Genomic DNA, 12,570 nt, shown 5'->3' on the forward strand with positions numbered 1-12,570 from the left:
CCGGCGGGCGGCTTCGGAAAAATCAGCGGGCGGCATCCAGTTGCGGGTCCAGCCATTGCGCAATGTCGCTCGCCACGCGGGCCATTGCCGGCGTTCCGTCTGCCTCGCGCAAGGCGTGGTCCAGTTCCGGATAGCTGCGCCAGGTAAGACGAGGATTGGCCGCAGCGGCGATCATGGCCTGGGCCGCCTCGGCGGATACCGACGTATCGCGTCCGGACTGGATCACCAGCGTCGGTATGGCGATGGCGCGCATCACGGCGGCCTGGTCCAGGCTCAGCATCTGCTGCCACCAGTCGGGGCCGTGATCGGTCATGGCGGTGTCCTGGCCAGCCCGGGCGTGGGCAATGAAGCCCCGCATGCCGGCGAGCAAGGCCGCGCGATCGGCGGGCGGCAGGCTTGCGGCCTCGATTGTCGCGCTGTGCATCATGTCGTCCTCGAACCAGCGTCCTCCCCCGTTGAAGGTGGCGGCGGCATCCAGGCGCTGGCCGCGAGCGGCCAGCAGGTGCACGATGACGGCGCCTTCACTGCCACCCACGGCGATGATGTTGTCATAGGCGGCTTCGCTGCTCAGCCTGTCCAGCACGGCGCTCAGGTCGGCCACGCGTTGCGCAGGGTTGTCATGCTTGAGGTAATCGGCGGGGCAGTCGGTCCGGGGGGATTCGCTGCGGTAGGGCAGCCTGGCATCCAGGCCGTACTTCTCGACCGCCAGCACTTCGGCCTGGGGACGTGCCCGGGGCAGGGCCTGCCACAGGGCGGGGTGGCGGGCCACGCTATTGCAGTCCGATCCTTGCGCGATCACAAGCAGTTCGCGTACGCCCGGTTGCGCCTGAAGGGGGGCTTGCAGATAGTAGATGATGGGGCTGCCGTCGGCGCGGGCCAGTTGGTGGGCGGCAGGTTGCGCCTGCGCGGCGTGGCTGGCGAGCAGCAGACAGAGCAGGAGCGCGGCGCGGCGGGCGGAATGCAAGGACATGAACAAATGCGGGGGAAGGAACAGGCAGGCGGGTCTGCCGCCATGCCGTCACTGTAGCGCGAATCCGCTGCTTCGACGGGGCAGGCGACGGAGCTCAGAAAAACTCGTCCAGCAGGCAATAAAAGGCCAGGCGGGCCGGATCCGGTTCGATCCCGTAACAGGTGAAGAAGGGCGTCAGCCATTCGGGCCCGAGGTTGCGTTCGATGCTGCGCGCCGTGAGTGCGAGGTCCTGGTGACGATCGGCCACGCCGAGCCGGGCGCAGTCGATGAAGCCGCTGAAGCGGCCTTCGGCCACCATGAAATTGGGCAGGCAGGCATCGCCGTGCGTGACCACGAGGTCCTCCCGGGGCGGCTGGCTGGCAACGAGCGCGCGCAACAACGCCTCGACGGCCTGGCCCTGGCGCGCTGGGTCGAAGTTATCGACATCGACCAGACCGGCCCGGGCGCGTCGGCTCGCCTCGGCCACGCGCAGTGCCAGCCGGTGGTCGAACGGGCAGGCGGCAGGTGGCGTCTGGTGCAGCCTCTGCAGTGCGTGCGCCAGCAGCGCCACGGTGCGCTGCGGTGAAAGGTCAGGGGTGCTGGCCAGGTCCCGGCCGGGGACGGCGCTCATCAGCAGCCAGTGCCGACCGTCAGCCTGCAGGGTTTGCAGCACCTCGGGACAGGGCAGGCCCTGGGCACGCATCCAGCGCAGCCGCGCGACTTCTGCCGGCAGCTCCGCCAGCGGGTGCGCCGCTTCGGCCTTGAGAAAACGGCAGGCGCCGTCCGCGTCGGTCAGACGCCAGACGGTCGCATCCGACTCCCCGATCGTCTGGCGGTCGATCCGGGCATGGGCGAGCGTGTCGCGCAGGGCGCAGGGAAAGGGCATGATCCAAAGAGGCAGGGCGGAAAGGCGGATTATGACAGCGTTGGCGCGCCAGTCTGCGCCTCAGGCTGCGGCGGCCTGTTCGCGCGTACTGCCGTCGCACAGCACGATGGTCAGCTTGTCGTTCCACCATTGCACCAGGAAAACCTGGGCGACGTCGTCCACGCCGGCCTGGCGCAGTTGCGCCATCAGCCAGTCGTCGGAGCGCTGCAGGCTTTCGAGCAGGTCGGAGAAGATCATGCCATTCATCAGCAGGATGGCGGCCGGCCGGGGCGCGGCGTCTTTCTTCTCGACCACGGTCAACTGCCCGCCCGGTTCGATCTGCAGAAAGTCCAGGTTCGAGAACGAAAAATGGCCCATGCTGCGCAACAGGCTGGCCACCACGCCCAGATCCACTTTGTTGCGCTTGTTGTTGATGGTGTCGATGCAGAATTTGCCGTCCGCGATCAAGGTGATGGGGCATCCCACGGCAAAGGCGCGAAAGAAATTGGTGCGCGCCACCAGGTAGTTGAAAAGGTCGATCAGGGCGATGCCGATCAGCAGGCAGACGATGTAGGTCGCAAAGGAAATGTCGCCGTTGTAGATGATGCCGCCCACCACCCCGCCCAGAATGAAGTTGCCGACCAGATCGATGGCGTTCATTTGCGAGAGTTTGGTGCGCCCGGTCCAGTTCATGTTGCTCACGATGATGAACAGGCCAACCGTCAGCTTGAGTGCCAGAAACAGATAGTGGGTCAGCGAGTCGAATGCGTCGAACCAGTTCATGGGATTCCTTTGCCAGACGCGCCGTCAAGGCGCAGGGGAGGTCCTGCCCGGACCTTGCGGGGATGCTACCCAGAAAATCGGTGTCTCGCCCAGCCGGCAGCCGGACTGGGGTGCGCGCAGGCCCGGCAGGCCGGGCCATTGCGACAGCCGCGCGGGGCCTTCAGGTGCGTCGTTCAGGCCGCTGCCGCAAACGCGCAGGATCTGCCGGCCGGCAAAAAAATCCGGGGCGATCATGGCGATGCTGTTTCGTGAGGGCCCATCTCGCGGATCAGCTCGAGAAAGTGTTGTAGAGGCGGGCGGCCAGGTTCGCTGCGCGCCACCAGGTTCAGGGGGATGGTAAAGCCGCCGCCGGCATCCAGGCGGCGATACACCACGCTTTCGCGGTGCAGGCTGTGCAATGTGCGAGGCACCAGCGCCACGCCCCGGCCGGCGGCCACCAGCGTCAGGGCCGAGAGCAGGCGCGGCACTTGCACGGCGGTGCGGGGGGTGAAGCCGGCCCGCAGGGCGGCGGCCTGCAGGGCATCGTCCACGCCGGGGCCATCGGCGCGGCGGTAGCGCACGAACCCTTCATCGCGCAGCGCCGCCAGCGGCAGGGGCGGGCGGCGCCGCGCCAGCGGGTGGCCGGCGGGCAGGGCGGCCACCATGGGTTCACGGCATAGTTCCAGGGACTGCAGCGTGGGAAAACGGGCTGCCGGCGCACGGACGAACACCGCATCCAGCTCGCCATCGGCGACGGCCTGCAGGAGGTCGCGGGTGGCGTTTTCGCGGGTCTCCAGCGCGACCTGAGGGTAGCGCTCGTGGAAAGCGCGCAGGACGCGCGGCACGGCAGGATGCAAGGCGGCCGAACTGGTGTAGCCGATGGACAGTTGGCCGGTTTCGCCACGCGCGGCTCGTTGCGCGCGCAGGGCGGCCTGCTCGGCCTGCGCCAGGATGCGCCGGGCATCTTCCAGAAAAGCCTGGCCCGCCGCGTTCAAGCGGATGCGGCGAGGGGCGCGGTCAAACAGCGCCACGCCCAGCTCGCGCTCCAGGTCGCGGATCTGGGCGCTCAGGGGCGGCTGCTGCATCCCCAGCCGCTGAGCGGCCCGCGTGATGTGTTCCTCTTCGGCGACGACCACGAAATAGCGGAGATGGCGCAGTTCCATATAGGTACTTTTTATATTTCTAGGAGGTGTTTTCAATATATTTTACATATGCTGATTGCAGCCCTACCATGCCCGGACCGGGTTTGAGAAACCCATTGAGAGACGCATCATGGGCATGGATTTTCATTCGGACGCCAATAAGTACTCCTACGCCAGCCGCCAGGCGGACGGCGACTGGGGGCAGGCGATACGGCGCATCGTCGACCCGGCCGGCAAGCGGGTGGTCGACGTCGGTTGCGGTGGCGGCATCTATGCCCGGGCCTGGGCCGGGCTGGGCGCCGCGCAGGTCACCGGCGTGGATTTTTCAGCCGAGATGGTGGCAGCCGCGCGTGAGCGCACCGGGCAGGCCGCCGGCGTGCGCTTTGCGCAGGGCACGGCCCAGCGCACCGGGCTGCCGGACGGTTGTGCCGACGTGGTGTTCCAGCGGGCCCTGGTGCACCACCTGCCCGAGTTGTCGCCGGCATTCACCGAGGCCCGCCGGTTGCTCAGGCCTGGCGGTGTGCTGATCGTGCAGGATCGCACTCTCGAAGATGCCTGCCTGCCAGGCAGCCCCGGACATGTGCGCGGCTATTTCTTTGAGGTCTTTCCGGCCTTGCGGGCCTTCGAGGCGGGCCGGCGACCGGATGACGCCGCGGTGCGCGCGGCCATGCAGGCGTGCGGATTCGAGGCGGCGGACAGCTTTCAGCTATGGGAGCTGCGTCGCCGTTACGCGGATTTCGCTGCCTTGGCCGAGGATTTGCGCGGACGTACCGGCCGCTCCATCCTGCACGAACTGGACGACGTCCAGCTTCAGACGCTGATCGATGGCATCGGCCGTGCCCTGGGCAACGCAAGCCCGATTCAGGAGCGCGATCGCTGGACGCTTTGGCATGCACGCCGCCCTGGATGAGGGCGAGGGCTGCGCTCAGGACGCAAGGGCCAGGCGCAGCCTGACTGCACGCCAGCCGGGCAGGCCTTTCCGCGACCCCCCGCGCCTCGCACGGCTGTGGCGTGCCAGCCCCCCGGTCGTGAGTGGCGCGCTCGCGGGGCTGACGATGACATTGCCGTTGGCCGTCTGGAGCGGGGGTGGGCGCCGGACGTGGCGCTTTCTGGTGCGGCGCAGGCCTTGCTGGAGTTCGGCATCGGCCTGGCTTGGCCGCATCTGCTGAGGCGGGTATTCAGCGCTGCAGCGCCAGCCGGGCAGGCGCTGGCTGGCCCCCGCATCACCACGATTCAGCGCTACGCCACCGCGCCGCCGGTATAGGCATAATGGCCGGGCGACGCGTGCGCTCGCCGTCCGGCCATCGTTTCTGCCTTCTCCTGTTGTCATCATGTCTCTGACCTCCGGCACTGCCGACTCTCGATTCCCTTCCGATTCCCCCGGGGCCGACTCACGGCTTTTTTCCGGCCCCACCGGCCGCGCGCTGCTCGCCCTGGGCATGGGCGGTTTTGCCATCGGCACCGGTGAGTTCGTCATCATGGGCCTGCTGCCCGATGCGGCCGCCGATCTCGGCACGTCGATTCCGCAGGCCGGCTACCTGATCAGCATCTATGCGCTGGGTGTCGTGATCGGCGCGCCGGTGCTGGCGGTTTTGGGCGCGCGCCTGGCGCGGCGCAACTTCCTGATCGGCCTGATGCTGGTGTTCGCGCTGGGCAATTTCGTCAGCGCGGCCGCGCCCGGCTTTGCTTCGATGGCCTGGGCGCGCTTTCTCACCGGTTTTCCTCACGGCACCTACTTCGGCGTGGCCGCCCTGGTGGCAGCCGGGATGGTGCCCCTGTACCGGCGCACCCTGGCGGTGGCCATGGTGTTGCTGGGCCTGACCATCGCCACCCTGATCGGCGTGCCGCTGGCTGCGGCGTTGGGGCAATGGCTGGGCTGGCGCTCGGCGTTCGCCCTGGTCGGGGTGATCGGCCTGCTGACTGCGTTGCTGTGCTGGCGCTGGGTGCCGCATACGCCGGGCGACCGGGGCGCAAGTCCCCTGCGGGAGCTGGGCGCGCTGCGCCGCAAGCAGGTCATTCTCACCCTGGCCATCGGGGCGATCGGTTCGGGCGGGATTTTCTCTGTGTTCAGCTATATCAAGCCCACCATGATGGAACTTGCCCACCTGCCCGAGGCCTGGGTGCCGGCGGTGCTGGCGATGTTCGGCGTGGGCATGGTCAGCGGCAACCTGCTGGGCTCGCGCCTGGCCGACCGCAATATGGAGATGACCATCCGCTACGTGCTGGTGTGGGCTGCGGTCATGCTGGGGGCGTTCTACTTCACCTCGCACAGCGCCTGGCTGGGCTCCGTCAATGTGCTGCTCATCGGGACGGTGGTGGCCTTGGGTGCAACGCTGCAGACCCGCTTGATGGACGTGGCCGGGGACGCTCAGACGCTGGCGGCTGCCTTGAACCACTCGGCATTCAATATTGCCAACGCGCTGGGTGCGTGGCTGGGCGGCGTGGCGATCGACGCGGGCTTGGGCTGGTCATCGACCGGCTGGGTGGGCGCGCTGCTGGCGCTGGCCGGGCTGGCGGTGCACTACTGGGCCCTGGCCGACATGCGACGCCACCCGACGGCACGCTGAGTCTCGTACTTGTTCGAATGATCCGGCCCGGCAGGCGGCCTTGCAGGCAAGCCCGGGCTTGCCCGCCGGGAATATTGCTCTTATAAGAACGTCATAAACATCCGGTATGTTTCAAAAAAAGAATGTCGCTTCCGGATCTCTCCAGAAAAAACTGGTGCCTTGGGAGGGGCAAGATACGCGCAGAGCCAGGCGGGGCAAGGCCTGCGCAGGGCTGGTGCTATGCTTGCGCCCCATTCCAGAGTGGCTGGTTAATACCGATTCGATTAATTTTGCGCATTTTTCCCTCACATCTCGATGCATCGGGATAATCGCAATGTTGGTCTGCCGTGGTGCTGCTGCATGCTTGCTGAAAATAATGTTTTACCCGTGGGCGCTCCGTTGTTGCTGGTCGAGGATGAACCGCTGCTGAGAGAGCGCCTGCAGCGTATTTTGTTGCAACTGGAGTATCCGCCCTCGGCCATCAGCCATGCGGGGACGCTGGCCGAGGCGCGCGCGGCGATTGCCCGTCAGCGCCCGGCCGTGGCTCTGGTGGACCTGGGCCTGCCCGATGGCAGCGGTCTGGAGTTGATCCGCGAGCTGTTCCAGGCCGATCCGGCCATGCTGATCCTGGTGGTGTCGGCCTGGCGTTCGGAAGAGGCGATCCTGGAAGCGTTGCGAGCGGGTGCAAGCGGCTACGTCCTCAAGGAGCGTGACGATATGGAAGTCGGCATTGCGATCCGCAACCTGCTCAACGGAGGGGCCCCCATCGATCCGTTCATGGCGCGCCGCCTGATGCAGGAGTTTCTGGGCCGCGTCGACCCGCCGGCAGTGCTGCCATCCACCGGGCCGCTCAGTCCGCGCGAGATGCAGGTGTTGCGCATGGTGGCCAGCGGCCTGGGCAATCGCGAGATCGCCGAGCAGCTGCATCTGTCGCGCCACACGGTCGAACAGCACATCAAGAATATCTATCGCAAGCTGACGGTGACCTCGCGCACCAAGGCAGTGCATGCCGCGCGCGCGGCCGGTTGGCTCGATTGAGAACCCTGTTCGCCCTCTGGCTGCTGCTGTGCTGCCTGCCGGCGGCGGTCGCGCAAACGGATTGCCAGGTACGTATCCTGGATATCCAGGCTGCGCGCGCCCAGCCCGATGGCACACGCGAAACCCCGCTGGACTGGCAGACCGTGACGCTGCCGCACGCCTGGCGCAGCCTGTGGCCGGCGCACCGGGGCAGCGTCTGGTACCGGATGGACTGGTCGTCGTCCTGTGGCGGCGCCATGGCCGTGGGGCTGACGCTGGAGTCGGTCGTCATGGCTGGCGAGGTCTACAGCAATGACGATCTGATCTGGCGCGACGCCAGTCTGGTCGAACCGCTGTCGCGCAGCTGGAACATGCCCCGACATTGGGTGTTGCCGGCTTCATCGCTGCGTGAGGGCGTCAATACGCTCTGGTTCCGGGTCAGCGGCTCGGCCGAGCTGAGCGCCGGCCTGGGAAGCGTGCATCTGGGGCCGGTGCCGGCCATGCAGGCGCTGAGTGAAGACCTGTGGTGGCGCAACCGCAGCCTTTACGCCCTGAATCTGGTGGTGTCGCTGGCGATGGGGGGGCTGTTCTTCTGTATCTGGGTAGTGCGTCGCAGCCAGCATGATTATGGCTGGTACGCGGCCATGGCGCTCTTCTGGTCGCTGTTCATCGCCAATGTCTTGCTGACTTCGCCCTGGCCGCTGGGCAGCAGCGAGGCCATGGCGCGCGCCAATCTGATGGCGCTGGTGCTGTATGTGGCCTGCTTCTGCATGTTCGTCTGGCGGTTTGGCGAGCAGCGCCTGCCGCGGCTGCAGCGCGCACTATGGTGGGTGAGCGCTGCGCTGCTGGCCATGCTGGCATTTACGCCCGATACCTATCTGCGCCATGCGCTGCTGATCGGGGTGATCGTGCCGGCGCTGATCTTTTTTGCCAATTGTCTGCAGTTTCCCTTTCATGCCTGGCGCACCCGCCAGACCGATCATCTGGTGATGGCAGGCGGGCTGTTGCTGTTCCTGCTTGCGGGGCTGCACGATTTCCTGCTGATGTTCAAGCTTATCCCGGGAAGCGTCTCCTACACGGCGTTCACCAGCGTGGTGGCCATGCTGTCGATGTCGGCGGTGCTGGGCATGCGGATTGCGCGCAACATGTCGCGGGTCGAGCGCTTCAACCAGGAGCTGGCCGAGCGGGTGCAGCAGGCGCGCGCCGAGCTGCGCACCTCGCTCGCCCTGGAGCACTCGCTCGAGCTGGCCAACACCCGGCTGCAGGATCGCCTGCAGATGGCGCATGACCTGCATGACGGTCCGGGTGGCTCGCTGATGCGCATGATGGCGTTGGTGGAGCAGGCCGGCGAGCCCTTGCAGAACCGCCAGGTGCTGTCCATTCTCAAGCAGGTGCGCGATGACCTGCGCCAGACCATAGACAGCGGCTGCAGCGAAGGCGTGCAGGTGCCTGCGACCCCGGGCGAATGGATTGCGCCGCTGCGCCATCGCTTCACGTCCTTGTTCGACGAGCTGGACATCGGCGTGCGCTGGGAGGTGCCCGAAGCGTGGTCGGCGCTGCCGGATGCCGCCCAATGCCAGGCCCTTACGCGCCTGCTGGAAGAGTCGCTCACCAATGTCATCAAGCACAGCCGCGCCCGTCACGTCGTGGTGGCCCTGCAGCAGTTGGCCGGGGGCCGCCTGGCGCTGCGTATCGAGGATGATGGCGTAGGGTTCGATGTGGAGGCCGTGCGTCGTTGCGGCATCAGCGTAGGCATGCGCAGCATGCAGGCGCGCATCGCCCGGGTGGGGGGCTCGCTAGAGGTCGCCTCGCGCAGCGGTCTGACGGTTCTGACCGCCACCTTGCCTCAGTAACCATAAATACCGGATTTGCGGCATAGACGGACCTTGTGACGATTCGTTCTAATTATTGCGAATTCTCCCAGTGATCTGGCATCGATTATTGCAGTGCAACGATGCCAGCCCGGGCAGCCGGAACGGTTGCGCCAGATTGGCGGGAAATATTGCGTAACAATTAGAGGGGTTAGCTATGTCCGCAACTGTTTTCTACGAGCGCGCTGTCGCCCTGGACCGTGCCGCGCATCAGGACACGCGCATCCAGATCCAGCCCGATCACTATGCTTTCGCGCGTGATACCAACGCGCTGCCGATCGCGGCCAGCGAGTTTGCCGATGCAGGGCGCCATTATCCGATCGTGTTCGTGGGCGACGAGCAGGGCGAATTCCACGTGGCCGTGCTGCTCGGCCTGGAAGATCGCGTCAACCTCTTCGTGACGCCGGAAGGAATGTGGAAAGAGGACACCTATGTGCCGGCGTTCGCTCGCCGTTACCCTTTTGTGCTGGGCACCACGTCGGATGCCGAGCGCCTGGCCGTCTGCATCGATGAGTCGTACCCGGGCGTCAATGCCGACGAGGGCGTGGCGCTTTTCGAGGACGGCAAGGAAAGCGAGTACCTGGGGCAGATGATGGAGTTCCTGCGCGTCTTCCAGGGCGAGATGGAAGTCACCAAGAAAATGGCGCAGCGCCTGAAGGAACTGGGCCTGCTGACCCCCAAGACCATCACCATCTCGCAGACCGAAGGCGACCGCTATCTGAGCGGCTTCTGGGTCATCGACGACCAGAAGTTCGCCGGCCTGGATGACCAGCGTGTGCTGGAGCTGCAACGCGCCGGCATCCTGCGCCTGGCCGAACTGCATCGCGCCTCGCTGGGCAACGTGCAGCGGCTGGCCGGCCTGATGGACCAGCAGCGCCGCGCCCAGGGCGGTGAGCAACCGCAGGAAGCGGTGGCCTGAGCCTGAAGGCCATGGTCACGGCGACATTGCAGCCGCACACCGAGGCGGCTGTTCCCCACATTCCTCTGCATACCCTGCAGGGGGATGCGCGTTTCTGGGCCGACCGTCTGCTGTCGGTGTTCCAGGGCAAGACGCTCGACGGGGTGGAGTGGTCGATGAAGTTCTCGGCCGCCGGTCTGGTGGGCAACCGCTACATGCTGGGGCTGTCGCGCGACAACTGGCGCCAGCTGGACTGGTCCACCCTGGCGCGCGCCCTGCAGGTGCCGTCCGGCTTGTGGGGGCGCATCCTGGCTGACATGGAGTATGCCCGCGCGGCCTATTTCGCTTACGAGCCGGATGAGCGCGGCCTCGGCAACTACCGGATCTATCTGGAGCTCATGTCCACCCCCGAAGCGCTGCAGCGCGAGGGGGTGTTGCCCTTGGGCTGCGGCTACAAATGGTGTCCTGCCCTTGACCTGGCGCCGATCATCACCGCCTATCGGATGCGTCATCTGCCCGATCGCGAGGCCTTCGACAGCTATCTGGCGCCCTACCTGGCGCGCCTGGCCCAGCCGGTCTTGCGCCAGACCGCGCACAAGCTCATCGACCTGGCCGTCGCGCAGGGACGCGCACAGGATTTCATGTTTCTTGAAGTGGACGAGGCCGCCAGCCGGCGTGACTCGTTCACCGTCACCTTCCGGGGCACCGACTTGCCGTTGCGTGCCGTCATTCCCGATCTCCTGCGGCTTGCGGGCAGCCTGGCGCTGGCCGAAAGCGAAGTGCTCGGCTATCTGGTGCCCGACGAGCCTCGCAGCCTCTATAGCCTGGCTGGCGGCACGGCGCGGGACGGCCACGAATTCCTGACTGTCTACTATGACTGAAACTGCTGAATTTCTCCGTCTGGCGCGTGGGCGCGGTGTGCTCAAAGGCAGTCTGGTCCTGCTGCTGGCTGGCCTGTGGGGCTGCGCGAGCAGCTCGGATCCCTTGGCCAGGATCACCGGTCCGCAAACCGAGGAGCAGGCCAGCGCGCTGCAGACGGCTGATGGCTCGCTGAAGTGGGATGAGGCGGGCAAGCCCGCGCCCAGCACGGCCATGGACGCCGTGCCGCCGCAGCCCGCGCCGCGCTTCGAGGAGGCCGACAGCCTGCCGGCGCCGTTGAGCTATCTGGCGCGCGACATGCCGGCGTACAACGGCGCGCCGTTGCCAGCCCAGACCGAAGCGTTGACGCTGGAGCAGGCTTATCTGATGGCTCTGCAGAACGACCCCCAGCTGCGTGGCGCCTACCAGGAGCTGCAGGCGGTGGGCTTTGGCGTGACGGCCGCGCGGGCGGGCTTGTTGCCGGCGGTCAATGCCGAGGCCAATCAGGCCCGGGTGCGCCAGAACGTGGTCGACAGCCGCAACGCCGTCTATCAGTCTGGACGCGCCAACTGGACAGAGAAGGGCTGGTCGGTCAGCCTGACCCAGCCGATCTTTGACCTGGGTGCGTATCACAAGTGGCGTCAGGCGCAGGATGCCGAGCGCAAGGAAGTCGCTGCCTACGCCTATTCGCAGCAGGATCTGATGCTGCGTACCGCCACGGCCTATCTGAGCATCCTGGCGGCATTGGACCAGATCGAACTCACCGAAGCCGAGCACCGCACCACCGCCAAGCAGATGGAGCTGGTGCAGGCGCGCTATCACAGCGGCCAGGAGACCCAGGTCGGGGTGAGCGAAGTGCAGGCCCGCCTGGACATCCAGCAGGCCAATACGCTGCTGGCGCGCAACGATTATCAGGACAAGCAGCAGGCGCTGCAGGAAATCATCGGCTATGGCAGCCCGGCCTTGCGTCCGGTGCGCAAGGATCTCCCCCTGGCCCTGCCCGAGCCCAACGATGTCGATCAGTGGCTGCGCACGGCGCTGGCCCAGAACTGGTCGATCCGCGCGGCCTCGGCAGGCGTGGCGGTGGCCGAGAAAGAGGTGTCGGTCCAGCGCGCCGGGCATTATCCCAGCGTGGCCCTGCGCGCCTCCACCGGCCGCAATGAGACCGGCGGCAGTCTGTTTGGCGGCGGCAGCACGGTGGGCGATACCCGCGTGACGCTCAGCCTGAACGTGCCTATTTTCCAGGGCGGCTACACCTATGGCATGAGCCAGGCGGCCGCCAGCCGGCTTGGCGCGGCGAGCGCCGATCTCAGCCTGGCGCGGCGCAAGGTGCAGCGCCAGGTGTTTTCCTCGTTCCAGAACATGGTCATCGGCATCGACCGCATCAAGGCGCTCGATGCCTCGGTGCAGTCGTTCGAAATGGCCCTGACCCTCAAGGAAGAAGGCTTTCGCGCCGGCATCAATGACATCGTGGGGGTGCTCGATGCCACGCGCAATCTGTACAACGCGAAACGCCAGCAGGCCGAGGCGGGCTACAACTTCATGCTCGATGGCCTGAAGCTGAAGCAGGCAGCCGGCACGCTGAACGCGGCGGACATCGCGGCGATCAGCCGTCAGATGTGGTAGCCGAAACGAAACTGAATGGACGCGGCTCCCGCCGGT

The 12,570-nt window shown here is 66.5% G+C and carries 12 protein-coding genes; 8 read left to right on the forward strand and 4 right to left on the reverse strand.

What is annotated here, in order from left to right; translation table 11 throughout:
• Positions 1–22 precede the first annotated feature (22 nt).
• From A7V84_RS12050 to A7V84_RS12065, 4 genes are all read right to left on the reverse strand, one after another.
• On the reverse strand, positions 23–970 hold the full coding sequence (locus A7V84_RS12050; protein WP_082833072.1) for an alpha/beta fold hydrolase: 948 nt from the start codon (positions 968–970) through the stop codon (positions 23–25).
• A 94-nt stretch (positions 971–1,064) separates the two neighbouring features.
• Positions 1,065–1,835, reverse strand: a complete 771-nt coding sequence (locus tag A7V84_RS12055; protein ID WP_025517223.1) for an APH(3')-II family aminoglycoside O-phosphotransferase — start codon at positions 1,833–1,835, stop codon at positions 1,065–1,067.
• Between the two features lie 60 nt (positions 1,836–1,895).
• On the reverse strand, positions 1,896–2,597 hold the full coding sequence (locus A7V84_RS12060) for a DUF421 domain-containing protein (RefSeq protein WP_063492154.1): 702 nt from the start codon (positions 2,595–2,597) through the stop codon (positions 1,896–1,898).
• Between the two features lie 230 nt (positions 2,598–2,827).
• On the reverse strand, positions 2,828–3,739 hold the full coding sequence (locus A7V84_RS12065; protein WP_063492155.1) for a LysR family transcriptional regulator: 912 nt from the start codon (positions 3,737–3,739) through the stop codon (positions 2,828–2,830).
• Positions 3,740–3,854: 115 nt separating this feature from the next.
• On the opposite strand from A7V84_RS12065, the gene A7V84_RS12070 reads away from it, so the two are divergent.
• From A7V84_RS12070 to A7V84_RS12100, 8 genes are all read left to right on the forward strand, one after another.
• Positions 3,855–4,628, forward strand: coding sequence for a class I SAM-dependent methyltransferase (locus A7V84_RS12070; protein ID WP_197479195.1), 774 nt, complete (start codon positions 3,855–3,857; stop codon positions 4,626–4,628).
• A gap of 189 nt (positions 4,629–4,817) precedes the next feature.
• Entirely contained in the window at positions 4,818–4,982 is a 165-nt protein-coding gene (locus A7V84_RS21150) for a hypothetical protein (RefSeq protein WP_156507182.1), read from the forward strand.
• Positions 4,983–5,049: 67 nt separating this feature from the next.
• Complete coding sequence (locus tag A7V84_RS12075) at positions 5,050–6,285, forward strand: MFS transporter (protein WP_063492157.1); 1,236 nt, start codon at positions 5,050–5,052, stop codon at positions 6,283–6,285.
• Between the two features lie 339 nt (positions 6,286–6,624).
• Complete coding sequence (locus A7V84_RS12080) at positions 6,625–7,302, forward strand: LuxR C-terminal-related transcriptional regulator (protein WP_025517216.1); 678 nt, start codon at positions 6,625–6,627, stop codon at positions 7,300–7,302.
• Complete coding sequence (locus A7V84_RS12085) at positions 7,299–9,134, forward strand: sensor histidine kinase (RefSeq protein ID WP_063940001.1); 1,836 nt, start codon at positions 7,299–7,301, stop codon at positions 9,132–9,134. Before A7V84_RS12080 ends, A7V84_RS12085 begins: the two co-directional genes overlap by 4 nt.
• A gap of 175 nt (positions 9,135–9,309) precedes the next feature.
• Positions 9,310–10,071 carry a SapC family protein gene (locus A7V84_RS12090; RefSeq protein WP_025517214.1) on the forward strand — a complete coding sequence of 254 codons (762 nt, stop codon included), beginning with the start codon at positions 9,310–9,312 and terminating at the stop codon, positions 10,069–10,071.
• A gap of 11 nt (positions 10,072–10,082) precedes the next feature.
• Positions 10,083–10,931 (forward strand): hypothetical protein, encoded by an 849-nt coding sequence (locus A7V84_RS12095; protein ID WP_025517213.1) that lies wholly within the window; start codon positions 10,083–10,085, stop codon positions 10,929–10,931.
• A complete protein-coding gene (locus A7V84_RS12100; RefSeq protein ID WP_063492158.1) occupies positions 10,924–12,534 on the forward strand; it encodes a TolC family outer membrane protein in 1,611 nt (536 codons plus the stop codon). The genes A7V84_RS12095 and A7V84_RS12100 overlap by 8 nt, the downstream gene beginning before the upstream one ends.
• Positions 12,535–12,570: the final 36 nt, after the last annotated feature.

Source organism: Bordetella trematum (assembly GCF_900078335.1).
In the GTDB taxonomy this organism is placed as follows: Bacteria; Pseudomonadota; Gammaproteobacteria; order Burkholderiales; family Burkholderiaceae_B; genus Bordetella; species Bordetella trematum.

Coding starts and splice junctions, on each gene's coding strand:
- A7V84_RS12050 (WP_082833072.1), bottom strand. CDS start 970: ATGTCCTTGCATTCCGCCCGCCGCGCCGCGCTCCTGCTCTGTCTGCTG.
- A7V84_RS12055 (WP_025517223.1), bottom strand. CDS start 1,835: ATGCCCTTTCCCTGCGCCCTGCGCGACACGCTCGCCCATGCCCGGATC.
- A7V84_RS12060 (WP_063492154.1), bottom strand. CDS start 2,597: ATGAACTGGTTCGACGCATTCGACTCGCTGACCCACTATCTGTTTCTG.
- A7V84_RS12065 (WP_063492155.1), bottom strand. CDS start 3,739: ATGGAACTGCGCCATCTCCGCTATTTCGTGGTCGTCGCCGAAGAGGAA.
- A7V84_RS12070 (WP_197479195.1), top strand. CDS start 3,855: ATGGATTTTCATTCGGACGCCAATAAGTACTCCTACGCCAGCCGCCAG.
- A7V84_RS12075 (WP_063492157.1), top strand. CDS start 5,050: ATGTCTCTGACCTCCGGCACTGCCGACTCTCGATTCCCTTCCGATTCC.
- A7V84_RS12080 (WP_025517216.1), top strand. CDS start 6,625: ATGCTTGCTGAAAATAATGTTTTACCCGTGGGCGCTCCGTTGTTGCTG.
- A7V84_RS12090 (WP_025517214.1), top strand. CDS start 9,310: ATGTCCGCAACTGTTTTCTACGAGCGCGCTGTCGCCCTGGACCGTGCC.
- A7V84_RS12095 (WP_025517213.1), top strand. CDS start 10,083: ATGGTCACGGCGACATTGCAGCCGCACACCGAGGCGGCTGTTCCCCAC.
- A7V84_RS12100 (WP_063492158.1), top strand. CDS start 10,924: ATGACTGAAACTGCTGAATTTCTCCGTCTGGCGCGTGGGCGCGGTGTG.